Origin of the sequence: Streptomyces tritici, assembly GCF_048500665.1 — a bacterium.
GTDB classification, from domain to species: domain Bacteria; phylum Actinomycetota; class Actinomycetes; order Streptomycetales; family Streptomycetaceae; genus Streptomyces; species Streptomyces tritici.
This window is the reverse complement of sequence record NZ_CP183183.1, coordinates 1,872,593-1,899,072: the sequence shown is the minus strand read 5'-3', so window position 1 is coordinate 1,899,072 and position 26,480 is coordinate 1,872,593. Positions and strand designations below refer to the sequence as shown.

Sequence of the window (26,480 nt, the reverse complement as noted above, 5' to 3'; positions counted from 1 at the left end):
GGCCATGGTCCCCGGCCCGATGCCCGGAGAGCTTGAACGCGACGCGTAGTCCCTCGCAGATAGCAAAACGCCCCGTTCGGCCAAGTGCCGGGCGGGGCTTCTGTGTTGTATGTGGCGGTCTGCGTTGTATCGTCAGTACTGCTAGTGAGGATCGTCGGGACAGCGGGTGTACACCAGATACTGGTCGGTGCCCTCCAGGGGGCGCAGCAGCTCGAACCACTCGAAGCCGTCGGAACCTTCCACGGCGCCGGCCCGCGAGGCGAACCGCTGCTCCAGGACCTCGCGCTGCTCGGCCGGCACGGTCAGGACGTTGATCTTCACGATGCTCATGAAGGGCAGGATATGACCGCCGCACCGATCACTCCCGGCCGGACCGCGCTTCCCGGCGCGGCCGTCCGGGCGCTCGCCGGGCGCTGGCTGCCGCGGCTCGGCGACGACGACTTCGTGTGCTCGCCCGCCGGGCTGTGGCTGGCGCTCGGGGCGGTGGCCGCGGGGGCGCGGGGCGGGACGGCGGAGGAGCTGGGCGCGCTGCTGGGGATTCCGGCCGAGCGGGCCGCCGGGGCGGTGACGGAGGCGGGCCGGGCGGTGGCCTCGGGCGGGGCGGTGGCCGTGGCGACGGGCGTGTGGAGCCGGGTGCCGGTGCGCGGCGCGTACCGGGAGGCGCTGCCGGACGTCGGGTTCGGGGTGCTGGCCGGCCAGGCGCCCGTCGACGCGTGGGTGCGGGAGGCGACCGGCGGCCTGATCGAGCGGCTGCCGCTGTCGCTCGACCCGGGGGCCGCGCTGGTCCTCGTGAACGCCCTCGCCCTGAAGGCCGCCTGGGAGGCGCCGTTCGCGCCCGCGCGCACGCGCGACGCGGCGTTCACCGACGGGTACGGGGACACCACCGCCGTCCCCACCATGCACCGGCTGCTGCCCGCCGCGCAGGCATGGCGGGTCGGCGGGGCGACCGTCGTGGAGCTGCCCTGCGCGGGACCGGAGGGCGCCGCGCCCCGGATGCGGTTCGTCCTCGGGGAGGAACGGGACGGGCCGGCGGAGGCGCTGCCCGCCGCCTGGGCCGGGCCGGAGGCGCGTACGCCGGTGGCGGCCGAGGCCGTGGAGCTCGCGCTGCCCCGGTTCTCCGTCCGGACCACGATCGACGTGCACGCGCAGCTGGCCGCGCTCGGCGTCGGCGCGGCGACCGACCCGGAGCGGGCCGACTTCTCCGGCCTGTCCCCGGGGCCGCTGTACGTCTCCGACGCGGCGCAGGAGGCGTACGTGCGGGTCGCCGAGGAGGGCGTGGAGGCGGCGGCCGCGACCGCGGTCGTCATGACCCGCGGCGCGGCCGTGCCCCCGCGGCTGCGGACCGAACGCATCGCGGTCGACCGGCCCTTCGGCTTCGCCGTCCTCGACGCGACTGGGAGCCTGCCGCTCTTCGCGGGCTGGCGTTCCAGCGCGCCGACGGACGGGGAGACCGTCTGAGGCGACGCGTCAGCCCCGGCAGGAAGTGCTTCAGTCCCGGCAGGGAAGGGCGTCAGGCGGTGACGCGGGCGATGAGGAGGCCGTCGTAGCCCTTGGAGCCGACGGTCTGGATCGCCGTGGCGTCGAGGCGCGGCTCGCGGGCGACCAGGTCGAACATCGCGCGGGTACCGGTGATCGCCGGGTCGCTCTCGTCGGCCCGGGCGACCTTGCCCTCGCGGACCACGTTGTCCACGACGATCAGGCTGCCCGGGCGGGACAGCTTCAGCGCCCAGCTCACGTAGTGCGGGTTGTTCGCCTTGTCCGCGTCGATGAACGTCAGGTCGAACGGGCCAGCGCCCTCCGCCTCCAGCTGGGGCAGGGTGTCCAGGGCCGCGCCGGTGCGCACCTCGACGACCTTGTCCAGGCCGGCCCGCGCGAGGTTGGCGCGGGCCACGTCGGCGTGGTCCGGGTTGTACTCGAGTGTGATCAGCCGGCCGTCCGCGGGCAGCGCCCGGGCCAGCCAGATGGTGCTGTACCCGCCGAGGGTGCCGATCTCCAGGATGTTCCGGGCGCCCTGCACGGTCGCCAGGAGGTTCAGCAGCTTGCCCTGGTTGGGGGCCACGGCGATGGCGGGCAGCCCGGCCGCCGCGCTGTCGTCCAGCGCGGCGGTCAGGGCCTCGTCGGCCGGGGCCAGGAGGTCGGTCAAGTAGCCGTCGACAGCCGTCCATTGATCATGAGTCATGCCGTCGAACGTACCGCAGCGCGCCGCTGCCGCACCCGAATCGCCACGGTCACGCCGGCCGCGGCGGCCAGGACGCCGCCCACAGTGAGCATCCAGACCGGGATGCCGTCGCCGACGGTCAGCAGCCGGTCGGTGTAGTAGACCTCGCGGTACGGGGTGTCGGCGTCGGCCACGCGCAGCACGTGGTCACTGTTGATCTTCTCGGGCTGCGGGAACCGCTGGTCGATCTCGGTCAGATAGACCGGCTGGCCGTCCGTGAGCGCGGCGACCGGGCCCTCCGGGGTGTCGATCCGGCCGGCGAAGGCCACCTCCGGCTTTCCGCCGCCCAGGTCCGACTGGGGCTCCATGCGGTGGTCGGCGAGGACGAACAGCCGCAGCGACTGCGGGGTCTTGGCCAGCTTCGACAGGCGCATGGGGTAGACGAGTTCGTGGCTGGCGAAGCGGATCTTCAGGGGGTCGAGCTCGCCCTGGAGCTTCTGGCCCTGCTCCTCGGGGGCCAGCTTGACGGCGACGTACTCCCACTTCAGGTCGACGTACGGACGCAGCGCGTCCTTCAGTCCCTCGGAGAACTCGAAACCGTTCTTCTTCAGCCAACCGCTGAGCGCGGCCGGGTCGGTGGCGGTCAGCCGGGCCACGTCGAACGGGCCGAGGCGCTCCTGCCCCACGACGCCGACGCCCCCGCCGTCCGCGCCCGGCGCCGGAGCCGCGGCGCCGGCGCCGTCGCCGTCCGCGAACGGCCAGTCCCCGTTGCGCGGCCAGAAGTAGTACCGGTGCTTCTCCTCGGGGCGCGTCAGCCACTCGAGGTCGTGGAAGAGCCGGGGGTCGCCGAGTTCGACGTCCGCCCGGGACGGCACCGGCATGATCCACGCGGCCCGTTCGGCGTCGCCGCGCACGGTGAAGCGCATGACGATCTGTTCCGTACGGCCGTTGAAACGCACCGCCGACGTCTCCTGGTCGACCCCGATCCGCTGGTTGCGGTCGGGCACCATGGCGCCGCAGCCGCAGGCGTACGCCGGAGAGATCAGCGAGCCGAGCTGGAGCGCCAGGAGCGCGAACACCAGGGTGAGGATTCTTTGTCTGCCCCGCATCATGGGGTGTGAGACTACCGATCGGAGCAATCGGTTCCGGCCACGGGCCGGTCAGGATCGGTCAGGGACCGATCACGGGCCGACCAGTGCCGACCAGGGGCCGATCACGGGCCGGTGGGCCCCCGGTCAGGGTCCGTCAGGCGGTCGGGATGCGGACCTGGAGTTCCTTGATTCCGTTCAGCCAGGCCGCGCGCAGCCGTCGCGGCTCGCCCGCGAGGGCCAGTTCCGGCAGTTCGTCGGCGAGCGCGTTGAAGATCAGCTCGATCTCGTGGATGGCGAGCGACTTGCCGAGACAGAAGTGCGGACCGCCACCGCCGAAGCCGAGGTGCGGGTTGGGATCGCGGGTGATGTCGAAGACCTCCGGGCTCTCGAAGACTTCGGGGTCGTTGTTGGCCGAGGAGTAGAACAGGCCGATCCGGTCGCCCTTCTTGATCTTCTGGCCGCCGAGTTCGGTGTCCTGCGTCGCGGTGCGCTGGAAGGAGACCACCGGCGTCGCCCAGCGGACGATCTCCTCGGCGGCGGTGGCCGGCCGCTCGCGCTTGAACAGCTCCCACTGCTCGGGGTGGGTGAGGAAGGCGTGCATGCCGTGACTGATGGCGTTGCGCGTGGTCTCGTTCCCGGCCACGGCGAGCAGCAGCACGAAGAAGCCAAACTCGTCGGACGACAGGTTGCCCTGGCCCTCCGCCGCGACGAGCTGGGTCACGATGTCCTGGGCCGGGCACTCCTTGCGCGCGGCGGCCATGTTCATGGAGTAGCCGATCAGCTCCATGGCGGCCTCGGCGCCGATCTCCTCGGTGATCGCGTACTCGGGGTCGTCGTAGGCGATCATCTTGTTCGACCAGTCGAAGATCCGGGACCGGTCCTCCTGGGGCACGCCGATGAGCTCGGCGATGGCCTGGAGCGGGAGTTCGACGGCGACGCGGGTGACGAAGTCGAAGGAGCCGTCGGCGGCCGCGTTCCGCTTCGCCTCGCCGACGATCGCGCGGGCGCGCTCGCGCAGCGCCGCCTCCAGGGTGCGGATGGCCCGGGGGGTGAAGCCGCGCTGGACGATCTGGCGGACGCGGGTGTGCTCCGGCGGGTCCATGTTGAGCATGATCAGCCGCTGGACCTCGATCTGTTCCCGGGTGATGTGCTCGTTGAAGCGGATGACGGCGGTGTTCTCGGTGGAGGAGAACAACTCGGGGTGCGTCGAGACGTACTTGACGTCGGCGTGCCGGGTGACGGCCCAGTAGCCCTCGTCGTCGAAGCCCGTGATCCCGCGCGGCTGGGGGCACCACCAGACGGGCGCGGTCTGCCGCAGGGTCGCGAACTCCGGGAAGGGGATACGGCTCCGGAGCAGATCGGGGTCGGTCGCGTCGAACCCTTCGGGGAGGTGGGGGCAGGGCATCGCGGGCACCCTCCATGTCTGATGGCCCGTCAGAAGTTGCCGGAAAGGTAGTAACGAGTTCTACAAGTGGCAAGGGTTGTGGCGGGAACTGTTGCGGGCGGCGGGGGCGCGGGGGCGCGCGGCGGCCCGGGTCTATGCGCGTCGCCGCACGTGAGGCGTGGCGGGGGCGGCCGCCCGCGCGTGCACGACCCTTGCGTACCGGGGGTAGCAGTCATAAGACTGCACGGGAGAACTAGAACACGTACTAGTTCCTCGGTGTGGCGCCGGGACGCCCGCCGGAGCGCAAGGACGTGCACGCAGGTGCGCGGAAGTACGAGGAGAGGACGAGCCCATGGCCGCGGAACCCGTCATCGTCGAAGCCGTACGCACCCCCATCGGCAAGCGCGGAGGCGCGCTCGCCAATCTGCACCCCGCCTACCTCCTGGGCGAGACCTACCGCGAACTGCTCGGTCGCACCGCCATCCAGCCCGACTGCGTCGAGCAGATCGTCGGCGGCACGGTCACCCACGCCGGCGAACAGTCCATGAACCCCGCGCGCAACGCCTGGCTCGCGATGGGCCTGCCGTACGAGACCGCCGCGACGACCGTCGACTGCCAGTGCGGCTCCTCGCAGCAGGCGAGCCACATGGTCGCGAACATGATCGCGGCCGGGGTGGTGGACGTGGGCATCTCGTGCGGCGTGGAGGCGATGTCGCGCGTGCCGCTGGGTTCCGGTTCCAAGCACGGGCCCGGCAAGCCGTTCCCCGACGAGTGGAACGTCGACCTGCCCAACCAGTTCGAGGCCGCGGAGCGCATCGCCCGCCGCCGCGGCCTGTCGCGCGAGCGCGTCGACTCGCTCGGGCTGCTCTCCCAGGAGCGGGCGGCGGTCGCCTGGTCCGAGGAGCGCTTCAAGCGGGAGACCTTCGCGGTGCAGGTGCCGACCACGGAGGAGGAGCAGGCCGCCGGGCAGGGCATGTGGCGGCTGGTGGACCGGGACGAGGGCCTGCGGGACACCTCCATGGAGGCGCTGGCCGGCCTGAAGCCCGTCATGCCGACCGCCGTGCACACGGCCGGCAACTCCTCGCAGATCTCCGACGGCGCGGCCGCGATCCTGTGGGCCTCGAAGCGGATGGCCCGCGCGCTGAAGCTGAAACCGCGCGCCCGGATCGTCGCCCAGGCGCTGGTCGGCGCGGATCCGCACTACCACCTGGACGGCCCGGTCGACGCGACGCGGGCGGTGCTGGGCAAGGCGGGGATGAGCCTGCGGGACATCGGCCTCGTCGAGATCAACGAGGCGTTCGCGTCGGTGGTGCTGAGCTGGGCGCAGGTCTTCGAATCGGACCTCGACGGGCTGGAGAAGGTCAACGTGAACGGCGGGGCGATCGCCCTCGGCCACCCGGTGGGCGCGACCGGGGCGCGGCTGATCACGACGGCGCTGCACGAGCTGGAGCGGCGGGACAAGGAGTTCGCGCTGATCACGATGTGCGCGGGCGGGGCGCTGGCGACGGGGACGATCATCCAGCGGCTCTGACCGTCCTGCCCGGCAGCGGGTACGCCGCAGGCCCCGCCTCCGGAGGGAGGCGGGGCCTTGCGGTCGCGCGGTGGGGCCGGGAGCCGGGGCTCTTAGTACCAGCCGTTGGCCTGCCAGAACGCCCAGGCGGCGTTCGGGGAGCCGTAGCGCTCGTTCATGTAGTTCAGGCCCCACTTGATCTGGGTGGCCGGGTTGGTCTTCCAGTCGGAACCGGCGGAGGCCATCTTGTTGGCCGGCAGGGCCTGGACCAGGCCGTACGCGCCGCTGGAGGAGTTGGTGGCGGTGGGGTTCCAACCCGACTCGTGCTCCACGATCTTGCTGAACGACGCGAACTGGGCGGGCGGGACGATCTTCTTGGCGATCGTCTTCGCGTCGGCGGGAGCGGCGGAAGCCGAGGCCGTCGTGCCGAGGACCGCGCCCGAGGCGCTCAGCAGCACGGCTGCGGAGACGGCGAGGGTCTTCTTGCGGGAGACGGCACGGGAGGCGATGGAGCGGAACAAAACGCGACCTAACGTCGGGGACAAGGGCTGTCGCCAGGCGTTTCGGGCAAGCCGGAACCAGGGCCCGGGAACCCGGGAACTGGGGGGATCGGCCCGACCGAGGCGCTGCGCTGGAGTGCGCTGCTGCCCGGCGACGACTCCAGAGAAGCAGGCTCGGGAAGGGCTGGCAACGACCCCCCTGTACGAGGGAGCTTCGGAGGTGGGCGCGAGGGAAGTCGGGTGAAATGTCCGAGTAAGGGGGTGCTCGGGGGTGAGATGGCGGTTCGCGGCGGTTCGGGCGCGGGGGGCGCGTCTACTATTCCGGGTCGAATGTGACGTGGGTCCTGTGGGGCGCCTCACCGGGCGGGGCCTTTTCGGGGGCCTCGAATGTGACCTGGGCCTCGAAGTTCGCGCGCCGGGTGGCCCGGCGGAGGGCCTTCAGGAGGGGGCCGCCGACGGTGAGCGTGAGGACCACGGTGAGGGCGGCGCGGCCGAGGTCCCAGCCGAGCGAGGTCGTGACGTAGTAGAGGGAGAAGCGGAGCAGGTTCTCGTGGACCGGCGCGCCGGGCTCGAAGGAGACGCCCGCGCCGAGGCCGGTCACGATGGGCCAGCCCTGGAGGTTCATGATCGCGCCGTACGCGAACGAGGCGAGGAAGCCGTAGCCGGCGAGGAGCAGCAGCTCGGCGCGGCCGCGGGCGCCGGACCGGTGCGGGGTGGCCGGGAGCAGGCCCGCGCCCATGGCGAACCAGGCCATGGACAGCATCTGGAACGGCATCCACGGGCCGACCCCGCCCGTGAGCAGCGCGGAGGCGAACATCGTGACCGCGCCGAGGACGAAGCCGAAGCCCGGTCCGAGGACCCGGCCGCTCAGCACCATCAGGAAGAACATCGGCTCCAGGCCCGCCGTGCCCGCGCCCAGCGGGCGCAGCGCGGCCCCCACCGCGGCGAGCACGCCGAGCATGGCGACGGCCTTGGCGTCCATGCCGGACTCCGAGACGGTCGCCACGACGACGGCGACGAGGAGCGGGAGCAGCGCGGCGAACAGCCACGGGGCGTCGGCGGCGTGATCCGTGACGGCGGAGCCGGCGTCGGCGAGGAGCGGCCAGCCGAAGGCCATCAGGCCGAGCGCCGAGACGAGAGCGACGGCGGCGGAGGAGCGGGGGCCGAGGCGGAGGGGCCGGGAGGACGGGCGCGGGGTCATCGGCCGAGGGCCTCCCTCACCTGCGCCACGGTGAGCCACGGCTCCGGGGCGAGGATCTTGGCGACCTGCGGGGCGAAGGCGGGGGAGGAGACCACGACCTCGGCGGTCGGGCCGTCGGCGACCACCTCGCCGCCGGCGAGGATCACCACGCGGTGGGCCAGCTCGGCGGCGAGCTCCACGTCGTGGGTGGCCAGCACGATGGCGTGGCCGTCGGCCGCGAGGCCGCGCAGGACGTCGACGAGGCGGGCCTTCGCGGCGTAGTCGAGGCCGCGGGTCGGCTCGTCGAGCAGAAGCAGCGGGGGTCGGGCGGTCAGCACGACCGCGAGGGCGAGGGCGAGGCGCTGGCCCTCGGAGAGGTCGCGGGGGTGGGTGTCGTCGGCGACGCCGGGGAGCAGGGCGGTGACGAGGGCGCGGCAGGTGCCGGGGGGTGCGGCCGCGTCGGCGTCGGCGGCGCTGCACTCCGCGGCGACCGTGTCCGCGTAGAGGAGGTCGCGGGGGTCCTGCGGGACCAGGCCCACCTGGCGGATCAGCTCGCGGGGGTCGGTGCGGTGCGGGGTGCGCCCGGCCACGGTGACCTCGCCGGAGGCCGGCACGACCATGCCGACGAGGCTGCCGAGCAGGGTGGACTTGCCGGCGCCGTTGCGGCCCATGAGCGCGACGGTCTCGCCGGGGCGGACGACCAGATCGACGCCCCGCAGGGCCTCCACGCGGGCGCGGCGGACGTGCAGCCGACGGACGTCGACGAGCGCGTCGCGGTACGGGGCGGGGGCGTCGCCGCTCGGGGCGGCGGCGTCGCCGTACGGGGTCGGGGCGCCGGGCGGGTGCGGGCGGCCTCGCGCGAGGCGGAGCAGTCCCCCACCCCACCCCTTCCCGAAACCCTGCCGGGGACCGGACCCGGCCCGCGGAGCGGGGGCGGGGGCGGCCGGGGCCTGGCCCTCCGCCGCCGCGTCAGCGGCCGCCGCCCCGGCCGCCGCCAGCCTGGCGCGGAGGGAAGCCGCCTGGCGGCGGGCGTTGCGGATGGTGAGGGGCAGGGGGTGCCAGGAGGCGAGGTGGCCGAGGGCGACGACCGGGGGGTGGAGGGGGGAGACGGCCATGATCTGCTCCGGGGGGCCCATGCGCGGCGGGGCGCCGGCGCCGGGCAGGAGGATCACCTGGTCCGCGTACTGGACCACGCGCTCCAGGCGGTGCTCCGCCATCAGCACCGTCGTGCCCAGGTCGTGCACCAGGCGCTGCAGGACCGCGAGGACCTCCTCCGCCGCGCCCGGGTCCAGGGCGGACGTGGGCTCGTCGAGGACCAGGACCTTCGGGTGCGTCGTGAGGACCGAGCCGATCGCGACCCGCTGCTGCTGGCCGCCCGACAGCGTGGCGATCGGGCGGTCGCGGAGCTCCGCGAGGCCCAGCAGGTCGAGGGTCTCCTCGACGCGCCGGCGCATCACCGGCGGGGCCAGGCCCAGGCTCTCCATGCCGTACGCGAGCTCGTCCTCGACCGTGTCGGTGACGAAGTGCGCCCGCGGGTCCTGCCCCACCGTGCCCACCACGTCCGCGAGTTCCCGCGGCTTGTGCGTGCGCGTGTCCCGGCCCGCGACCGTCACCCGGCCGCGCAGCGTCCCGCCGGTGAAGTGCGGGACCAGGCCCGACACCGCGCCGAGCAGCGTGGACTTGCCCGCGCCCGAACCGCCCACCAGGAGGACCAGTTCGCCCTCGGGGATCGTCAGGTCGACCCCGGTCAGCGCGGGGGCCGGCTCGTTCTCGTAGGTGACCGAGACGTCTTCGAAGCGGATCATGCCGGTTCCTTCGCCGCACCGTCGGGGATCGGGGCCAGCCAGGCCGGGGCCAGGCCCATCAGCACCGCCGCCGCGGGCCACAGCGGCAGTTCCGGCGCCACCAGCGGGACCACCCCGGGGTGCAGCGCCTCGTACGCGGCCGCCCCGGCGCCGTTCGCCGCGATCAGCGCCGCCGCGACCGCCACGCCCGAGCCCGCGACCAGCCAGGCCCGTGCGCCCCACCGGTCCGGCCGGTACCGGCTGCGCGCCGCGCGCCGGCCGCCCAGCCGCAGCCCCACCAGCGCGGCGAGCAGCCCGGCGGCCAGCAGCGGCAGCCCGTAGCCCGCGCCGCGCGCGGCCAGCAGCCCGTACGTCCCGGCGCAGACCCCGAGCAGCCCGCCCAGCGTCAGCACGTTCGTCGTCCGCCGCACGCCGTCCGGCACCCGCGCCGTACGGCCGTACCCGCGCGCGTCCATCGACGCGGCCACGGCGATGGAGCGCTCCAGCGCGCCCTCCAGGACCGGCAGCCCGATCTGCAGCACCGCGCGCACCCCGCCCGCCGGCCGGCCCCGCAGCCGGCGCGCCGTCCGCAGCCGGGCCACGTCCGCGACCAGGTTCGGCGCGAACGTCATCGCCACCACCACCGCGACTCCCGCCTCGTACAGCGCGCCCGGCAGCGACTTCAGCAGCCGCGCCGGGTTCGCCAGCGCGTTCGCCGCGCCCACGCAGATCAGCAGCGTCGCCAGCTTCGCGCCCTCGTAGAGGGAGAAGACCAGTTCCTCGGCCGTGACCGGGCCCCCGATCCGCACGCCCTGCGCCCAGTCCGGCAGGGGCAGTTCGGGGAGCGTCAGCAGCGTCGTCGTACCGGGGACCGCGCTGCCCAGGACCAGTGTGAACAGCGTCCGCACCGCCACCACGAAGAGCGCCAGCTTCACGAACGCCCCGTACGCCCGCGCCCACGGCGCGTCCGTGCGCCGCGCCGCCACCACGTACCCCGCCACCCCGACGATCAGGCCCAGCAGCAGCGGGTTCGTCGTCCGCGACGCGGCTGTCGCCAGGCCCAGCGCCCACAGCCACCAGGCCCCGGCGTGCAGGGCGTTCGAGCGGGTCGCCTCGGGGGCGCGCAGCGGTCTCACCGGCGGGACGGGGTCAGTGGTTCCGGCGCCGGCGCGCCTGCCACCAGCCGGCCGCGCCCAGCACCAGCACCGCCGCCACGCCCGCGACGAGCCCCAGCGAGGGGCCGCCGCCGGGGGCCGCGGCGCCGGTCTTCGGCACCGCCGCCTTGCGCGTCGCGACCGTCGGGTCGCCGGAGCCCGGCCCGCCGACGGTCACCTGCTCGCCGCAGCCCGTCCTCGGGTAGCCCGAGATCCCGCACAGCAGCGCCTCGCTGTTGTAGCGCAGCGGCTTCGCCACCGCCGCCAGCGCCTCCGCGCTCGTGCCGGTCTCGCCGATCCGCGCGCAGGCCGTGCGCGGCGCCGGCGGGGTCTCGCCCGCCGGGGCGTGCTCGGGCGTGCCGAAGTCGACGACCACGGCGACGCGCTTCGTCCCCGCCTTCGACGGGGTGCCGGCGCAGATCGTCGCGAAGTCCGGGGCGGTGCGCGGCCGCGCCGCGTCCGAGGAGTCGGCGCTGACCGCGAAGCGGAAGCCGTTGACGCTGCCGTCCGCGGGGCGTGCGGTCGCCGGGCCCTGCGTGGCGTACGTCCACGAGCCGGAGGCGCTCTCCCAGAACGACCAGTAGCGGTAGCCGGCCGCCTGCGCCGGCGCGGCGGCGCAGAACAGGAGCAGCAGTGCGGCGAGCGCGCCGCCCGCGTGCCGGGCGCGCCTCACTTCTTGCGACCGCTCAGCAGGAAGCCGATCCCGACGCCGACGACCGTGCCGATGCCGATGATCCACCACACGTCGAACGTGCTCTCGTCCTCGGCGTGGTTGCCGGTGGTCTCCGGGCCCTGCGGCGCCGGGCCGGTCGCGTTCAGCGCCTCGACCAGGTCGGTGCCGCCGAACTTGTGCGGGTCCGCGCCCATCGCCTTCGCCGCGAAGATCAGCTGCGCGTACGCGGCCGGGCCGTTCTCCTTGGCCCAGGCCGGGGCGTTCTGCTCCAGCCAGGCGAGCGCGCCGGTCGCCTGCTCGGTGTGCCCGGACGCGCCGAGCGCGACGACCGCGTCGGCGGTGTTGCCGAAGTCCGGCTTCGGGGCGGTGTCCGTGGCGCCGGGCATCGGCGGGGCGTCGAGGTGACCGGTCTTGGCGAGCGCGGCGGCCAGGTACGAGGCGCCGTTCAGCGCGGCGCGGTCGACGGTCTGCGGCGTCTTGTCCTCGCAGCTCGGGTTCTGCTGCGGCTGGACGTTCCCGGCGAGGATGCCCTTGCCGAGGCCGGCCAGCGCGGCGGCGGCGGTCGCGTCGGCGTTCGGGTACAGCTTGCCGGTCTTGTCCGGCTGGTACGCGAACGCGCCCGGCCCGGACGCGTCGGCGCAGGGGATCGCGAAGCCGAGCAGCGCGTCGTACGGCGTCCTGCCCGTCTGCGACTTCATGTCGCCGGGCTTGATGCCGACCGAGGCGAGCGCGCCGATGACGATCGCGGTGGAGTTGGCGTCGCTCGGGCTGCCGGGGTTGTAGCCCCAGCCGCCGTCGGGGTTCTGCACGCCCTCCAGCCAGGCCGCGGCCGACTTGTACGCGGCGGTCGCCGGGTCGCTCGGCTTGCCCTTGACGGTCGGCTCGCGCTCGGTGCCGGCCAGGGCCTGGAGGGCGACGGCGGTGGCGTTGGTGTCCAGGAGCGTCTTCGGGTCGCAGGTCTTGGACGGGTCGGGGCGGTACGAGGCGAAGGCGCCGCTGTCGCACTGCTGGGCCAGCAGCCAGTCGACGGCCGAGGGGGCCGGCTCGATGCCCACCGAGTGCTGGGCGATGAAGGCCAGCGACTGCCGCCAGACGCCGTCGTACGTGGGGTCGCCGGTGCCGTACAGGCCCTTCGGCAGCACCGGGGCGGGGGCGGGGGAGGGCGCGGCGGTCGCGGCGGGGGCGGCGAGCCCGGCACCGGCGGTGCAGAGCACGGCGGCGGCGGCGAGCGCCGCGGCGGCGCGGCGGACGGTGATCATGCGGGCGGGGCCTCTCCCTGCGGGGGCCGGGCGCCGGCACGCTACTTGCACCAGGCTCGGCTCCGTATTCCTCGACGGTGCCGGCGGTCACGTCCCGGACGGGGCATTCCGACTCGCCACCCGGTGCGGCGCACTTGGCGGTGCGCGCATCCTCGTGGCTCACGGCTGCGCGGTCAGTGCCGGACTTGCACCGGCTTCCCCCCGTTCGGGCATGAGGACGACTCGCACACTCTACCGGCAGGTACTCCGCCCGCCGCCGGGATGCGAGCGGCCTCACACCGCCCGGTACGCGACCGGCTCCGTGCCCGGCACGGCCTCGGCGCGGCCCAGCTTCACCAGGCGCCGCAGGTGCGCCTCGGCCTCGCTGACCGCGATGTTCCGCGAGCCGTACGGGATCTGCTCCCAGGGGCGGTTCCACTCCATCCGCTCGGCGAGCTGCCAGGGCGTGAGGGGCTCCGCGAGCAGGGCGAGGAGGCCGGTGAGGCGTTCCTCGTGGTGGTCGAGGAGCGCGCGGACGCGGCCGTCCGCGTCGGTGAAGGCGTGCTGGTGGGCGGGCAGCACCTCGGCGACGCCGAGCCGGCCGATCCGCTCCAGCGAGTCGAGGTAGTCGCCGAGGGGGTCCGTGACTGTGGAGTCGTCGGGGTCCTCGTACAGGCCGATGTGCGGGGTGATGCCCGGCAGCAGGTGATCGCCCGAGAAGAGCCGGCCGTGCCCGGCGAGCCCGGCCGGGTGCTCCTCCTCCAGGTGCAGGCAGACGTGGCCGGGCGTGTGGCCGGGGGTCCAGATGCCGCGCAGGCGACGGCCGGGCAGGTCGAGCAGTTCACCGGGGACGATCTCGCGGTCGGGGAGCGCGGAGCGGAGCCCCGGCAGGGTCCGCAGCTGTCCGGAGGCGCGGGCGGCGCGCAGCGGGGCGGTGTGCTCGTCGGGCGCGCCGACGGCGGCCAGCTTGTGCGCGAGGTAGTCGATCCAGGCGCCGGGCTCGGCGGAGCGGGTGCGCCGCACGACGGCGGCGTCGGCCGCGTGCATGGCGATCCACGCGCCGGACTCCTCGCGGACGCGCTCGGACAGGCCGTGGTGGTCGGGGTGGTGGTGGGTGACGACCACGCCGTGGACGTCGGCGACGGAGGTCCCGAGCGCCGCCAGCCCGCCGCTCAGCTCGTCCCAGGACGCGGGGTCGTCCCAGCCGGTGTCGATCAGCACCGGGCCGCGGTCGGTGTCGAGGACGTGCACGAGCGTGTGCCCGAGCGGGTTGTCGGGGATCGGCACCCGGATGCCCCAGACCCCGCCCCCGTGGTTCGTCACCTGCGGCCCGACCGTCGCCATGAGCGCCCTCGTCTCTCCCGCCGGACCGGTCCGCCCGGTCGTCGGGCCACTATAACGAGCCATCTGACATACCGTCAGAGTGTGCTGTGTCACGCCTCGTTCGAAAACCCGGTGGCAGCTCCCGCCGCCCCGGCGCGAGACTCCCCGGATGACGCTCCACGAGAACGAGATCCCCGTCGGCGAGACGCTGGTCCGCTCGCTGCTGAAGCGGCAGCGGCCGGAATGGGCCGGGCTGCCGCTGGCCGCCGCCGGGGCGGGCACCGACAACACCATGTACCGGCTCGGCGACGACCTCCTCGTCCGGCTGCCCCGCACCCCCGACAACGGCCGCTCGCTGCGCAAGGAGCGGGAGTGGCTGCCGCGCCTGGCGCCCTTCCTGAAGGTGTCCGTCCCCGAGCCCGTGCACGCCGGGACGCCCACCGAGGACTACCCGGCCCCCTGGTCGGTCTACCGCTGGATAGACGGCGCGGAGGCCGGTCCGGACACCGTCCGCGACTGGGCGGCCTTCGGCGCCGATCTGGCGGAGTTCGTCCGGGCGCTGCACGCCGCCGGCCTCATGGGCGCGAGCCGCTCGGCGGACAGCGGCCTCGACTGGTACCGCGGCGGCGCGCTCGCGCCCTGCGACGACTGGATCGCGCCGAGTCTCGACGACTGCCGGGCCCTGCTGGGCGAGGAGTTCGACGTCGACGCGCTCGTGGGCATGTGGCGCGCGGGGCTCGCGCTGCCCGAGCCGTCCGGGCCCCACGGCTGGCTGCACGGCGACCTCAGGCCGGCCAACCTCCTGGTGCGGGACGGCCGCCTCTGCGCGGTCATCGACTTCGGCGGTCTCTCGGTCGGCCACCCCGACGCCGAGCACGCCGCCGTCTGGGACCTGCCGGCCGAGGCACGCCAGGCGTACTGGGACGCCCTCGGCCTCGACGAGGCGACCTGGATCCGCGCGCGTGCCTGGGCGGTCGGGGTCGCGGCGAGCGGGGTCGCGTACTACCGGGACGGCTTCCCGGCCTTCGTCGCCGAATGCCGGACGCGGCTGCGGCACATCCTCGCCGACGCGCGGGCGCGGTGAGCGGCTGGGTCGCGTCCGGGCATTGCCCCCCATAACTAGAACTGGTATCAGTTCCGGAGTAGCTGAAAAAGCGTCAGATCGGCGTCGCATCCGGGGCGGTTCACGGGAGGCAATCGGCCATGACCGAGCTTGTGGAGCACGGAAAGCTGTTCATCGGCGGGGAGTTGACCGACCCCCTCGGCACCGCCGTCATCGACGTGGTCTCCCCGCACACCGAGGAGGTCATCGGGCGGGTGCCGCACGCGTCGGAGGCGGACGTGGACCGGGCGGTCGCCGCCGCCCGGCGGGCGTTCGACGAGGGCCCCTGGCCCCGGATGACGCTGGAGGAGCGCATCGAGGTCGTCGGCCGGATCAAGGACGCGGTCGCGGTGCGGCACGAGGAGCTGGCGCGGTCCATCTCCGCGCAGAACGGCTCCCCCTACTCCTGGAGCGTCCTCGCCCAGGCCCTCGGGGCGATGATGGTCTGGGACGCGGCGATCGCCGTGGCCCGGGAGTTCCCGTTCGAGTCGCGCCGCTCGGGCGTGCTCGGGCCGCTCCTCGTACGGCGCGAGCCGGTCGGCGTGGTCGCCGCGGTGGTGCCGTGGAACGTGCCGCAGTTCACCGCCGCGGCCAAGCTCGGGCCCGCGCTGCTGGCCGGCTGCACGGTGGTGCTCAAGCCGTCGCCGGAGACGCCCCTCGACGCGTACATCCTCGGCGAGATCGCGGCCGAGGCCGGGCTGCCCGAGGGCGTGCTGTCGATCCTGCCCGCGGACCGCGAGGTCAGCGAGTACCTGGTCGGGCACCCGGACGTCGACAAGGTCTCCTTCACCGGCTCGGTCGCCGCCGGCAAGCGCGTCATGGAGGTCGCCTCGCGGCACCTCACCCGGGTCACCCTCGAACTCGGCGGCAAGTCCGCCGCCGTGGTCCTGCCCGACGCCGACGCCGCGGCCGCCGTGGCCGGCATCGTGCCCGCGGCCTGGATGAACAACGGCCAGGCGTGCGTCGCGCAGACCCGCATCCTCGTGCCGCAGGCCCGGTACGACGAGTTCGCCGACGCGTTCGCGGCGGCGGCCGGCGCCCTCGTCGTCGGCGACCCGCTCGACCCGGCCACCCAGGTCGGGCCGCTGGTCGCACGGCGCCAGCAGCAGCGGTCGCTGGACTACATCCGCATCGGCCAGGAGGAGGGCGCCAAGGTGCTCGCCGGCGGCGGGCGGCCCGCCGGGCTCGACCGGGGCTGGTACGTCGAACCGACCCTGCTCGGCGGGGTCGACAACGCCATGCGGGTCGCCCGCGAGGAGATCTTCGGGCCGGTGATCTGCCTGCTGCCCTACCGGGACGAGGCCGAGGCGCTGCGGATCGCGAACGACTCCGCGTACGGGCTCAGCGGCAGCGTCTGGACCGCCGACGTCGAGCACGGCGTCGACTTCGCACGCCGGGTCCGCACGGGCACGTTCAACGTGAACACCTTCAGCCTCGACATGCTCGGCCCCTTCGGCGGCTACAAGGACTCCGGCCTGGGCCGCGAGTTCGGGCCCGAGGGCCTCGGCGAGTACCTGGAGCACAAGATGATCCACCTGCCCGCCGGGTACGAGGCCCCGGAGGCCCGGGAAGGCGGCGCGTGATGGGGGACCGCTGGCACGTCGAGGTCGACCGCCGGGTCTGCATCGGCTCCGGGATGTGCGTGAACCACGCCCCGGACGGCTTCCGGCTCGACGGGGCCCGCCAGTCGCACCCGCGGGCCGCGGAGGCCGACGCCGACGAGAGGGTGCTCGCGGCGGCGGAGGGCTGTCCGGTCGAGGCCATCGCCATCACCCTGCTGGGCGACGGGGAGCCGGTGCCGGTCTTCCCGCCGGAGGAGTAGCGGCACGGGCGGCCTCCGGGCCGCCCCCACGCGAAGCGCAGGCCGGAACCGGCGGCCTCAGGCCCGGTCCCGCTCCCGGGCCGCCGCCGTCAGGTCGATCAGGCGGCAGACCGTCTCGATGTCGATCTTCACCTGGGCGATGGACGCCCGGCCCGAGAGCCAGGTGATCAGGGCCGAGTGCCAGGTGTGCTCGATCACCCGGACCGCCGACAGCTGCTCCGGCGTCGGGTGCTCCAGGCCCATCGCGTCCAGGATGATCGCGGTCGTCTGCCGCGAGACCGTGTCCACCTCGGGGCTCACGCTGCGGTCGGCGAAGGTCAGCGCCCTGACCATCGCGTCCGCCAGGTGCGGTTCGCGCTGCAGCGCGCGGAAGGCCCGCATCAGCGTCTCGGCCACCCGCTGGGCCGCGTCCTCGCCGGCCGGGGGCCGCTTGCGCAGGGTGGTGTGCAGCCCCTCCAGCTGGTCCTGCATGGTCGCCACCAGCAGATGGATCTTGGAGGGGAAGTAGCGGTACAGCGTCCCGAGCGCGACCCCGGCCGCCTCCGCGACCTCGCGCATCTGTACGGCGTCGAATCCGCCCCGGCTCGCCAGCTGGGCGCTCGCGTGGAGGATGCGGCGGCGGCGGGCCTCCTGGCGTTCCGTCAGGGGAGGCGACGCAGGTCTGTCTTCCGCGGTCATGGGTCCCGTTCCGTGGCGTGGGTTCGCGCCAGTATGGCGGCGCTCGCGCCGTGGCGCGAATCACCTGCTCCGGCTCTCACAGGGGCGCTACCTGCCGGTAGATTCGATGCTCCTTGAACGATCAAGAACGATCAAGTCTGTAACTTGTTCTAGATTAGCGCGAGCGGTTACGCTCCCGCGAAACGCAGTGAGACAGGGGGCCGCGAGTGACCGCTGAGGCCGTAGAGGCAGGCCCCCTCGCCGGGGCCGTGGACGGTGACGGTCCGTTGCGGATCGCTCTCCTCACGTACAAGGGCAATCCGTTCTGCGGCGGCCAGGGCGTGTACGTCCGGCACCTCTCCCGCGAGCTCGCCCGGCTCGGCCACAGCGTCGAGGTCATCGGCTCCCAGCCGTACCCCGTGCTCGACGAGGGCGAGGACCTCGCCGGCCTCCGCCTGACCGAGCTGCCCAGCCTCGACCTGTACCGCCAGCCGGACCCGTTCCGCACGCCGAAGCGCGAGGAGTTCCGGGACTGGGTCGACGCGCTCGAGGTCGCGACCATGTGGACCGGCGGCTTCCCCGAGCCGCTCACCTTCTCCCTGCGGGCCCGGCGCCACCTCGCCGCCCGCCGCGGCGCCTTCGACGTCGTCCACGACAACCAGACCCTCGGCTACGGGCTGCTCGGCGGCCCCGCCGCGATCGGCGCGCCGCTGGTCACCACGATCCACCACCCCATCACCGTCGACCGGCAGCTCGAACTCGACGCCGCCGCCGACTGGAAGCGGCGCGCCTCCGTCCGCCGCTGGTACGCCTTCACGCGGATGCAGAAGCGGGTCGCCCGGCGGCTGCCGTCCGTGCTGACCGTGTCCGGCTCCTCCGAGCAGGAGATCGTCGAGCACCTCGGGGTGCGCCCGGAGCGGATCCGCGTCGTGCACATCGGCGCGGACACCGACCTGTGGTCGCCGGACCCGGCGGTCGCCGAGGTCCCCGGCCGGATCGTCACCACGTCCAGCGCGGACGTCCCCCTCAAGGGCCTGGTCTTCCTCGTCGAGGCGCTCGCGAAGCTCCGCACCGAGCGTCCCGACGCGCACCTCGTCGTGGTCGGCAAGCGCGCGGAGGACGGGCCGGTGGCCCAGGCCATCGAGCGGTACGGGCTGCAGGACGCGGTCCGGTTCGTGAAGGGCATCTCCGACGCGGAGCTCGTCGACCTCGTGCGCTCCGCGCAGGTCGGCTGCGTGCCGTCGCTGTACGAGGGCTTCTCCCTGCCGGCCGCGGAGGCGATGGCGACCGGTACGCCGCTGGTCGCCACCACGGGCGGCGCGATTCCGGAGGTCGCCGGGCCCGACGGCGAGACCTGCCTCGCCGTGCCGCCGGGGGACGCGGGCGCGCTGGCGGCGGCCCTCGGGCGGGTGCTGGGGGACGCCGAACTGCGGGCGCGGCTCGGCGCGGCCGGGCGGGCCCGGGTGCTGGAGCGCTTCACCTGGGCGCGCGCCGCGCAGGGCACGGCCGAGCTGTACCGCGAGGCGATCGCCCGGCAGGCCGCCGGAGTCCGCCGGTGACGCCTGGCCGCCGTCGCCCCGCACGGGGCCTTCGACCGCAAGCCTCGCCCCCCACCCCCGTCAATCCCGAAAGCAGGACGTCCCCGTGCTGACCGTCGACTTCACCCGCTTCCCGCTCGCCCCCGGCGACCGTGTGCTCGATCTGGGCTGCGGCGCGGGGCGGCACGCCTTCGAGTGCTACCGGCGCGGCGCCCAGGTCGTGGCCCTCGACCAGAACGGCGAGGAGATCCGCGAGGTCGCCAAGTGGTTCGCGGCCATGAAGGAGGCCGGCGAGGCCCCGGCCGGCGCGACCGCCACCGCGATGGAGGGCGACGCGCTCAACCTGCCGTTCCCGGACGAGTCCTTCGACGTCGTGATCATCTCCGAGGTCATGGAGCACATCCCGGACGACAAGGGCGTGCTCGCCGAGATGGTCCGCGTCCTCCGGCCCGGCGGCCGGATCGCGGTCACCGTTCCGCGCTACGGCCCGGAGAAGGTCTGCTGGGCGCTCTCGGACGAGTACCACGAGGTCGAGGGCGGCCACATCCGCATCTACAAGGCCGACGAACTGCTCGGCAAGATCCGCCAGGCGGGCCTGCGCCCGTACGGCACCCACCACGCGCACGCGCTGCACTCGCCGTACTGGTGGCTGAAGTGCGCGTTCGGCGTGGACAACGACAAGGCCCTGCCGGTCCGCGCGTACCACAAGCTGCTGGTCTGGGACATCATGAAGAAGCCCGCCCTGACCCGGGTCGCCGAGCAGCTGCTCAACCCGGTCGTCGGCAAGAGCTTCGTCGTCTACGCGACCAAGCCCCACCTGCCGAAGGCCGACGCGTGACCTCTCCCGAGCGGATCGCCGAGCACCTCGTGCTGCCCGGCGTCCTGACCGCCGAGCAGGCCGCCGAGACCGTCGCCGGGATACTCGCCGTCCAGCGCGAGGACGGCGCGATCCCGTGGTTCCGCGGCCACCACCTGGACCCGTGGGACCACACCGAGGCCGCCATGGCGCTGGACACCGCGGGCGAGCACGAGGCCGCGGCGCGCGCGTACGCGTGGCTGGCCCGGCACCAGAACACCGACGGCTCCTGGTACGCGGCCTACCACGACGGCGACGCGGAGCGGGTGACCGACCGGGGCCGCGAGTCCAACTTCGTCGCGTACGTCGCCGTCGGCGTCTGGCACCACTATCTCGCCACCGGCGACGACGCGTTCCTCGACCGCATGTGGCCGACCGTGTACGCGGCCGTCGAGTTCGTCCTCGGGCTGCAGCAGCCCGGCGGGCAGATCGGCTGGAAGCGCGAGGCCGACGGCACGCCCGTCGCGGACGCGCTGCTCACCGGCAGCTCCTCCGTCCACCAGGCGCTGCGCTGCGCCCTGGCCATCGCCGAGGCGCGCGAGGAGCCGCAGCCGGACTGGGAGCTCGCGGCCGGGGCGCTCGGCCACGCGATCCGCCGCCACCCCGAGCGGTTCCTCGACAAGTCCCGCTACTCCATGGACTGGTACTACCCGGTCCTCGGCGGCGCGGTGACCGGCGCGGAGGCCAAGGCCCGGATCGACGCGCAGTGGGACGACTTCGTGGTCCCGGGCCTCGGCGTGCGCTGCGTCCTGCCCAACCCGTGGGTGACCGGCGGCGAGTCCTGCGAACTGGCGCTCACGCTCTGGGCGATGGGCGAGTCCGACCGGGCCCTGGAGATCCTCCAGTCGATCCAGCACCTGCGCGCCAAGGGCGGCATGTACTGGACGGGGTACGTCTTCGAGGGAAGCCGGGCGGTCTGGCCGGAGGAGCTCACCACCTGGACCGCCGGCTCCCTGCTGCTCGCCGTCGCGGCGCTGGGCGGCGAGGAGGCGACGGTGGCCGTCTTCGGCGGAGAGCGCCTGCCCCACGGCCTGGAGCCGGACTGCTGCACGACGGACCGCCTGCCGGACTGACCACGTGCCGGACTGACCACGTGCCGGACTGACCACGTGCCGGACTGACCACGTGCCGGACTGACCACGTGCCGGACTGACCACGTGCCGGACCGACCGCCTGCCGGACCGACCGGCCCGGCCAGAGCCAGGCGGGCGCGCGCCGCGGACGGGCCGACGCCCGCGTCGGCTCGTCAGGCGTACCCGTGGAGGGGCCGGCGTGCACGTGGAGGCGCCGGCGATCCCGAGGACCGACCGGGGACGTCCGGTGCCTGTTCCCCGTCGCCCAGGAGACGTCCCTGTACCGCCATCGGACGGTGAGCCGCCCGTGATGAACCCCGCCGCCCCGCCGGAGGCCGCGATCGGCGTCGGCCATGCCCCCGGCCATCACGGGGAGCTCCTCCAAGGGGTGTTCCTCGACGAGGAGGGGCGCCGGGTCGCCGGGCTCGTCACGCTGCCGCTGGCCGGGCCCGGCAGCCGGGCCGTGTACGTGCGCCGCCCCGGGACCCCGCCGGAGGCGCTCGTCGTCGTGCCCGCCGGCCGTACCAAGGCCGCGCGGGCCGCCGCGCTCGCCGTGGCGGAGTGCGCTCGCGCGCGCGGACTGCCGCCCTGCGGCGGCGAGTTGCGGCTCAGCGGCGAACTGCCGGTGGGGCTCGGCATGGGCAGCTCCACCAGCGACGTCATCGCCGCCGTCCGCGCCGTCGCCGACTCCTACGGGCTCCGGCTCGCCCCCGAGCGGGTCGCCCGGCTCGCGGTCCGCGCGGAGCGCGCCTCCGACCCGCTGATGCTCGACGGCCGCCCGGTCCTGTTCGCCCAGCGGCAGGGCCGCGTCCTCGAAGTCCTCGGCCCGGCCCTGCCGCCGCTGACGGTCGTCGGCTGCGCCCTCGGCGGCGGCGCGCCCGTGGACACCCTCGCCCTGCCGGCCCGCGCCGCCGAGGAGGCGACGGCGGCCGAGGTGCGCGCCTGGGAGCGACTGCGCGCGCTCCTGCGCAGGGCCGTCGCCACCGGCGACGCCCGCCTCCTCGGCGAGGTCGCCACCGCCAGCGCCCGGCGCGGCCAGGAGGTGCTGGGCCACCCCGAGTTCGACGCCCTGACCCGGGTCGCCCGGCGGGTCGGCGCGGTGGGCGTGCAGATCGCGCACAGCGGCGCGGTCGCGGGCGTGCTCCTCGACCCGGCCGCGCCGGGGCTGCGCGCCCGCGTGCGGGACTGCGTACGCGCCCTGGACGCCCACGGCATCCCCGTCACCCGGACCTTCACGACCACGGAGGGCGCCCACCCCCGGCCCCCGGACCGGCGCGACGGCCTCAGCCCGGCTCGTTCAGCTCCGCCAGCACCCGCAAGGTCGCCACGTCGGGGGCCGTGACCAGCAGGTCGGTCACCGGCCCGGACCGCCAGGCCGCGAGGCGCTCGGCGATGCGCCCGCGCGGGCCGACGAGGGCGATCTCGTCGGCGAAGGCGTCCGGCACCGCCAGGACGGCCTCCTCGCGGCGGCCCGCCGCGAACAGCTCCTGGACGCGCCGGGCCTCCGCCTCGTACCCCATGCGCCCCATCAGGTCGGCGTGGAAGTTCCGGGCCGCGTGGCCCATGCCGCCGATGTAGAAGCCGAGCATCGCCTTCACCGGCAGCAGCCCCTCGGCGACGTCGTCGCAGACCTGCGCCCTGACCATGGGCGCGACGAGGAAGCCCTCGGGGAAGACGTCGACGCCGTACACCTCGGCGTACCGCTCGGGCGACCAGTACAGCGGGAGCCAGCCGTCGGCGATCTTCAGCGTCTGGGCGACGTTCTTCGGCCCCTCCGCGCCCAGCAGGACCGGCAGGCCGGCCCGGAGCGGGTGGGTGATCGGCTTGAGCGGCTTGCCGAGGCCGGTGCCGTCCGGGCCGGCGTACGGGTGGGAGTGGAAGCGCCCGTCCAGCGTGACCGGCCCCTCGCGGCGCAGCACCTGCCGGATCACGTCCACGTACTCGCGCGTCGCGGTCAGCGGGGAGCGCGGGAAGGGCCGGCCGTACCAGCCCTCCACCACCTGCGGACCGGACAGGCCGAGCCCCAGCAGCAGCCGCCCGCCGGAGAGGTGGTCCAGCGTGAGCGCGTGCATCGCGGTGGCCGTGGGCGTCCGGGCGGCCATCTGCGCGACCGCGGTGCCCAGCCGGATCCGGGAGGTGTGCGCGGCGATCCAGGTGAGCGCGGTGAAGGCGTCCGAGCCCCACGCCTCGGCGGTCCACACCGAGTCGTAGCCCAGCCGCTCCGCCTCGCGGGCGAGTTCGAGGTGGGCGGGGGAGGGGCCGCGTCCCCAGTAGCCGAGGGCGAGTCCGAGTCGCATGGCGCGCAGCCTTCCTGACGCTCCGTCAGTTCTGGGCGGGACTGTACGCCGACGGCCCCCCGCCCGGAAGGGCGAGGGGCCGTCGGCAACGAGAGCGGCGCGGGCTGCCTCAGCCGCGCTGGATGCCCGTGGTGTCCTGCAGGACGCCGCGGCGCCCGTCCTGGGTCTGCGCCACCAGCGCGTCGCCGCGCTGGTCCACCGCGAGGTACCACGTGCCGGGGGCCAGCTCCGCGATCGGCGCCTGCGAACCGTCCTCCGCGTACAGCGGACGGGCCGCCGGGACCGCGAACCAGAACGGCGCGAAGTCGCCGGCCGGCGGCTGCGGTTGGCCGCCCTGCGAGTGGTCCTGGTGCACCGGCTGGGGCTGGCCGCCGTGCGAGTGGTCCTGGTGCGGGCCGCCGAACGGCTGGCCCTGCTGGGGGTGCTGCGCGTGCGGGTCGCCGTACGGCTGGTGCTGTTGCGCGCCGGGGTAGCCGTAGCCGCCGGGCACGGCCTGGTGGGGCTGACCGGGCTGGCCCGGCTGCATCCCGTACGGCTGCGGGGCCGGCGGCTTCGGCGCGCTCACGAGCGGGGCCTTCAGCGCGGGCACCAGCGGACCGGCGACGGAGGCCCCGGCCAGCGCCAGGGCGGCGATCACGCCGAGGATCAGACCCGGGCCCGCGTTCGGCGCCTCGAAGACCCACATGAGCAGCGACCAGGCCGAGGCGATCGCGAACGCGACGCCCAGCTGACCGAGGTCCAGGCCCGCGACCTTGCGGCCCTGCAGCTGCGGGAGCCCGTGCGACAGGACCACGAGGGCCGCGCCGGCGAGGCCGAGCAGGAAGGCGCCCCAGCCGAGCTGCGAGAGCTCCCAGGAGAACGTCGAGGGCACCTTGTCGCAGAAGGCGCCGTCGCAGCCGCTGATGTCCAGGAACGAGGCGATGAACAGCAACACCGCTGCTCCGATCACCACGCCGTCGCCTCGGGTGAGCGAGCGGATATTCACGTTGAAAAGTCCTTCGTCGGGTCGTCTCGTCGGGATGGCGCGCAAGGCACGGGGGCGGCACCGTTCGTCGTCCGGACGAAATCTATCGTCCGTGGGGGCTACCCCTTCAGGTAGGTCCCGATGCCTTCCGCGATTCCGCGCGCCGCTTTCTGGCGCCATGCCGCATTCGCGAGCAACGCGGCGTCCTTCGGGTCACGCATGTTGCCGCATTCGAGGAAGACCTTCGGGACGGTCGAGAGGTTGAGCCCGCCGAGATCGTCGCGGACGTCCAACCCGGTTCCCGAACCGATGTAATTGGCGGGCGAGGTTCCGGTGGCGCGCGCGAAGTGCGTCGCGATGCGCTCGCCGAGCGTACGCGACGGGGCCACGATCGGCCCCGTGTCCGCCGCCCCGGACCGCACGGGTGCGGGCAGGATCACATGGAAACCGCGGTGTCCGGCCGCCGAACCGTCCGCGTGCACGGAGACCACGGCGTCCGCCTTCGCGCGGTTGCCGATGCGGGCCCGCTCGTCGATGCAGGGGCCGTAGGGCCGGTCGGCGTCGTGGGTCAGCACGACGGTCGCGCCCCGCGCCTTGAGAAGATCGCGCAGACGGTGTGAAACATCCAGGGTGAATGCGGCCTCCGTGTAACCGTCGGCCGTCGCGGTTCCCGTGGTGTCGCACTCCTTGCGATTCGTCCCGATGTCCACCTTCTCGTTGATCTGCGAGGTGTGACGGAAGTTGCCCGGATTGTGCCCCGGGTCGATCACGATCGTGCGGCCGGCGAGCGAGGCCGGAACCGGCCGCACGGCCGGGGACGCGCCGGGCGACGCCGACGCGTGCGCGGGGGACTCCCCGGCCTTCCCGGGCGGGCTCGCCGCGGGCTTCGCGTCGGGCGCGGCCCCCGCGCCGCAGCCGGCCAGAAGGGCGCAGGCGGCGGCGGAGGCCGTGAGAACCAGGGGCTTGCGGATGTGGTGGGGCACCCCGCGACTCTATTGCGCCCGGCGACCGCGCCGGGTCAGATCCCCTCGCCGACGCGCCGCAGCACGCGGAGGGAGTCCGTCACCGAGACCTCCTCGAAGGCCCCGGACCCGACGGCCCGGCAGTAGATCCGGTACGGGGCCTGGCCACCGTCCTCCGGGTTCGGGAACACGTCGTGGATCACCAGCAGCCCGCCCCGCGCGACCTTCGGCGCCCAGCCCTCGTAGTCGTTCGTCGCGTGCTCGTCCGTGTGCCCGCCGTCGATGAACACGAAGCCCAGCTCGCCGCCCCACACCTTCGCCACCTGCGGCGAACGGCCGACCACGGCGATCACGTGCTCCTCCAGACCCGCCTTCCGCAGCGTCCGGCGGAACGTCGGCAGCGTGTCCATCAGCCCGACCTCCGCGTCCACCACCGTCGGGTCGTGGTACTCCCACCCCGGCTGCTGCTCCTCGCTGCCCCGGTGGTGGTCGACCGTCACCGCCGCGACCCCCGCCCGCCGCGCCACGTCGGCCAGCAGGATCGTCGAGCGTCCGCAGTACGTCCCGACCTCCAGCAGCGGCAGACCGAGCCCCGCGGCCTCGGCCGCCGCCTCGTACAGCGCCAGGCCCTCCTTCACGGGCATGAAGCCCTTCGCCGACTCGAAGGCGGACAGGATCTCGGGCTCGGGGGCGGACATGCGGGCTCCTACTGGTCGGTACGGCGTACGGAGCAGCCATCGTGCCCTACGCGTCGCACTCGAACCACACCGTCTTCCCGGCGGCGCTCTCCGTGACCCCCCACCGGTCCGTCAGGCCCTCCACCAGCAGCAGCCCGCGCCCGCCCTCGTCCAGCGGGTCCCCGCCCTTCGCCGCGACGCTGCCGGGGAGCCCGTCCGCGACCTCGACCCGGAGCCCGTACGGCTCGCGCAGGACGATCACCGCGCACCGCCGGTCCGGCACGTGCCGCACGACGTTCGCGACGAGCTCGGTGAGCGCGAGCTCGGCGTCGTCGCTGAGGTGGTGCAGCCGCCAATGGGCGAGGAAGCTGCGCAGGATGCGGCGCATGTGCCGTGCGGAGTGCTCACCGACGGTGAAACCCATCCGGTAGGTCCCGTCAATTCCGGCCGGTGAGGGCTCGATTACGTCATTCATGACACCAGCGTGCGGCCGGTTGGTTACGCTCGGCTACGGACCGGACCCAACGCCTGAGGGCG

Annotated in this window: 25 protein-coding genes, 1 pseudogene and 1 riboswitch; of the genes and pseudogenes, 9 read left to right on the top strand and 17 right to left on the bottom strand. The window is 74.3% G+C overall.

Annotation, left to right across the window (positions count from 1 at the left end):
* Positions 1-150: 150 nt before the first annotated feature.
* Positions 151-330 (bottom strand): annotated as a pseudogene (locus ACNJ93_RS08820) (antibiotic biosynthesis monooxygenase family protein); the annotation flags it as partial.
* 12 nt (positions 331-342) lie between these two features.
* Here ACNJ93_RS08820 and ACNJ93_RS08815 point away from each other — a divergent pair.
* Complete coding sequence (locus tag ACNJ93_RS08815; protein ID WP_418956801.1) at positions 343-1,458, top strand: serpin family protein; 1,116 nt, start codon at positions 343-345, stop codon at positions 1,456-1,458.
* Between the two features lie 52 nt (positions 1,459-1,510).
* Here the strand turns inward: ACNJ93_RS08815 and ACNJ93_RS08810 are convergent, their stop codons facing one another.
* The 3 genes from ACNJ93_RS08810 to ACNJ93_RS08800 form a co-directional block, all read right to left on the bottom strand.
* Positions 1,511-2,179 (bottom strand): O-methyltransferase, encoded by a 669-nt coding sequence (locus ACNJ93_RS08810; protein ID WP_418956800.1) that lies wholly within the window; start codon positions 2,177-2,179, stop codon positions 1,511-1,513.
* A complete protein-coding gene (locus tag ACNJ93_RS08805; RefSeq protein WP_418961351.1) occupies positions 2,176-3,267 on the bottom strand; it encodes a DUF2330 domain-containing protein in 1,092 nt (363 codons plus the stop codon). The genes ACNJ93_RS08810 and ACNJ93_RS08805 overlap by 4 nt, the downstream gene beginning before the upstream one ends.
* Before the next feature lie 136 nt (positions 3,268-3,403).
* Positions 3,404-4,654: a cytochrome P450 gene (locus tag ACNJ93_RS08800; RefSeq protein ID WP_418956799.1), complete on the bottom strand. Its 1,251-nt coding sequence runs from the start codon at positions 4,652-4,654 to the stop codon at positions 3,404-3,406.
* A gap of 331 nt (positions 4,655-4,985) precedes the next feature.
* Here ACNJ93_RS08800 and ACNJ93_RS08795 point away from each other — a divergent pair, with 331 nt between their 5' ends.
* Positions 4,986-6,164, top strand: coding sequence for a steroid 3-ketoacyl-CoA thiolase (locus tag ACNJ93_RS08795; protein ID WP_418956798.1), 1,179 nt, complete (start codon positions 4,986-4,988; stop codon positions 6,162-6,164).
* Positions 6,165-6,256: 92 nt separating this feature from the next.
* On the opposite strand, the gene ACNJ93_RS08790 is transcribed toward ACNJ93_RS08795, so the two are convergent.
* The 7 genes from ACNJ93_RS08790 to ACNJ93_RS08760 all read right to left on the bottom strand — a co-directional run bounded on the left by ACNJ93_RS08790 (position 6,257) and on the right by ACNJ93_RS08760 (position 14,016).
* Positions 6,257-6,664, bottom strand: coding sequence for a transglycosylase SLT domain-containing protein (locus ACNJ93_RS08790; protein ID WP_418956797.1), 408 nt, complete (start codon positions 6,662-6,664; stop codon positions 6,257-6,259).
* A gap of 295 nt (positions 6,665-6,959) precedes the next feature.
* Positions 6,960-7,844 carry an ECF transporter S component gene (locus ACNJ93_RS08785; RefSeq protein WP_418956796.1) on the bottom strand — a complete coding sequence of 295 codons (885 nt, stop codon included), beginning with the start codon at positions 7,842-7,844 and terminating at the stop codon, positions 6,960-6,962.
* Complete coding sequence (locus tag ACNJ93_RS08780; protein ID WP_418956795.1) at positions 7,841-9,628, bottom strand: ABC transporter ATP-binding protein; 1,788 nt, start codon at positions 9,626-9,628, stop codon at positions 7,841-7,843. Before ACNJ93_RS08780 ends, ACNJ93_RS08785 begins: the two co-directional genes overlap by 4 nt.
* Entirely contained in the window at positions 9,625-10,743 is a 1,119-nt protein-coding gene (locus ACNJ93_RS08775) for an energy-coupling factor transporter transmembrane protein EcfT (protein WP_418956794.1), read from the bottom strand. Before ACNJ93_RS08775 ends, ACNJ93_RS08780 begins: the two co-directional genes overlap by 4 nt.
* Before the next feature lie 13 nt (positions 10,744-10,756).
* Complete coding sequence (locus tag ACNJ93_RS08770; RefSeq protein ID WP_418956793.1) at positions 10,757-11,434, bottom strand: SCO2322 family protein; 678 nt, start codon at positions 11,432-11,434, stop codon at positions 10,757-10,759.
* Complete coding sequence (locus ACNJ93_RS08765; protein ID WP_418961350.1) at positions 11,431-12,690, bottom strand: hypothetical protein; 1,260 nt, start codon at positions 12,688-12,690, stop codon at positions 11,431-11,433. The genes ACNJ93_RS08770 and ACNJ93_RS08765 overlap by 4 nt, the downstream gene beginning before the upstream one ends.
* Positions 12,691-12,794: 104 nt before the next feature.
* Positions 12,795-12,894: riboswitch (cobalamin riboswitch) on the bottom strand.
* 72 nt (positions 12,895-12,966) lie between these two features.
* Positions 12,967-14,016 carry an MBL fold metallo-hydrolase gene (locus tag ACNJ93_RS08760; protein WP_418956792.1) on the bottom strand — a complete coding sequence of 350 codons (1,050 nt, stop codon included), beginning with the start codon at positions 14,014-14,016 and terminating at the stop codon, positions 12,967-12,969.
* A 148-nt stretch (positions 14,017-14,164) separates the two neighbouring features.
* Here ACNJ93_RS08760 and ACNJ93_RS08755 point away from each other — a divergent pair, with 148 nt between their 5' ends.
* The 3 genes from ACNJ93_RS08755 to ACNJ93_RS08745 all read left to right on the top strand — a co-directional run bounded on the left by ACNJ93_RS08755 (position 14,165) and on the right by ACNJ93_RS08745 (position 16,919).
* The gene (locus ACNJ93_RS08755) at positions 14,165-15,079 is read left to right on the top strand and encodes an aminoglycoside phosphotransferase family protein (RefSeq protein WP_418956791.1); all 915 of its coding nucleotides are present in this window, start codon (positions 14,165-14,167) and stop codon (positions 15,077-15,079) included.
* A 119-nt stretch (positions 15,080-15,198) separates the two neighbouring features.
* Positions 15,199-16,680 carry an aldehyde dehydrogenase gene (locus ACNJ93_RS08750; RefSeq protein ID WP_418956790.1) on the top strand — a complete coding sequence of 494 codons (1,482 nt, stop codon included), beginning with the start codon at positions 15,199-15,201 and terminating at the stop codon, positions 16,678-16,680.
* Positions 16,680-16,919: a ferredoxin gene (locus ACNJ93_RS08745; protein WP_418956789.1), complete on the top strand. Its 240-nt coding sequence runs from the start codon at positions 16,680-16,682 to the stop codon at positions 16,917-16,919. The genes ACNJ93_RS08750 and ACNJ93_RS08745 overlap by 1 nt, the downstream gene beginning before the upstream one ends.
* A 57-nt stretch (positions 16,920-16,976) precedes the next feature.
* On the opposite strand, the gene ACNJ93_RS08740 is transcribed toward ACNJ93_RS08745, so the two are convergent.
* Positions 16,977-17,597 (bottom strand): TetR family transcriptional regulator, encoded by a 621-nt coding sequence (locus ACNJ93_RS08740; protein ID WP_418956788.1) that lies wholly within the window; start codon positions 17,595-17,597, stop codon positions 16,977-16,979.
* Between the two features lie 206 nt (positions 17,598-17,803).
* On the opposite strand from ACNJ93_RS08740, the gene ACNJ93_RS08735 reads away from it, so the two are divergent.
* From ACNJ93_RS08735 to ACNJ93_RS08720, 4 genes are all read left to right on the top strand, one after another.
* A complete protein-coding gene (locus tag ACNJ93_RS08735; protein WP_418956787.1) occupies positions 17,804-19,135 on the top strand; it encodes a glycosyltransferase family 4 protein in 1,332 nt (443 codons plus the stop codon).
* Positions 19,136-19,220: 85 nt separating this feature from the next.
* Complete coding sequence (locus ACNJ93_RS08730; protein WP_418956786.1) at positions 19,221-19,952, top strand: class I SAM-dependent methyltransferase; 732 nt, start codon at positions 19,221-19,223, stop codon at positions 19,950-19,952.
* A complete protein-coding gene (locus tag ACNJ93_RS08725) occupies positions 19,949-21,043 on the top strand; it encodes a prenyltransferase (RefSeq protein ID WP_418956785.1) in 1,095 nt (364 codons plus the stop codon). Before ACNJ93_RS08730 ends, ACNJ93_RS08725 begins: the two co-directional genes overlap by 4 nt.
* Before the next feature lie 310 nt (positions 21,044-21,353).
* A complete protein-coding gene (locus ACNJ93_RS08720) occupies positions 21,354-22,385 on the top strand; it encodes a GHMP kinase (RefSeq protein ID WP_418961349.1) in 1,032 nt (343 codons plus the stop codon).
* Here the strand turns inward: ACNJ93_RS08720 and ACNJ93_RS08715 are convergent.
* The 5 genes from ACNJ93_RS08715 to ACNJ93_RS08695 form a co-directional block, all read right to left on the bottom strand.
* Positions 22,327-23,340, bottom strand: coding sequence for an LLM class F420-dependent oxidoreductase (locus tag ACNJ93_RS08715; protein ID WP_418956784.1), 1,014 nt, complete (start codon positions 23,338-23,340; stop codon positions 22,327-22,329). The two genes, ACNJ93_RS08720 and ACNJ93_RS08715, sit on opposite strands and share 59 nt — an antisense overlap.
* Before the next feature lie 109 nt (positions 23,341-23,449).
* On the bottom strand, positions 23,450-24,325 hold the full coding sequence (locus ACNJ93_RS08710) for a hypothetical protein (RefSeq protein ID WP_418956783.1): 876 nt from the start codon (positions 24,323-24,325) through the stop codon (positions 23,450-23,452).
* A 98-nt stretch (positions 24,326-24,423) separates the two neighbouring features.
* The gene (locus ACNJ93_RS08705) at positions 24,424-25,287 is read right to left on the bottom strand and encodes an N-acetylmuramoyl-L-alanine amidase (protein WP_418956782.1); all 864 of its coding nucleotides are present in this window, start codon (positions 25,285-25,287) and stop codon (positions 24,424-24,426) included.
* Between the two features lie 35 nt (positions 25,288-25,322).
* Positions 25,323-25,964 (bottom strand): class I SAM-dependent methyltransferase, encoded by a 642-nt coding sequence (locus tag ACNJ93_RS08700; RefSeq protein WP_418956781.1) that lies wholly within the window; start codon positions 25,962-25,964, stop codon positions 25,323-25,325.
* 46 nt (positions 25,965-26,010) lie between these two features.
* A complete protein-coding gene (locus tag ACNJ93_RS08695) occupies positions 26,011-26,418 on the bottom strand; it encodes an ATP-binding protein (protein ID WP_418956780.1) in 408 nt (135 codons plus the stop codon).
* Positions 26,419-26,480: the final 62 nt, after the last annotated feature.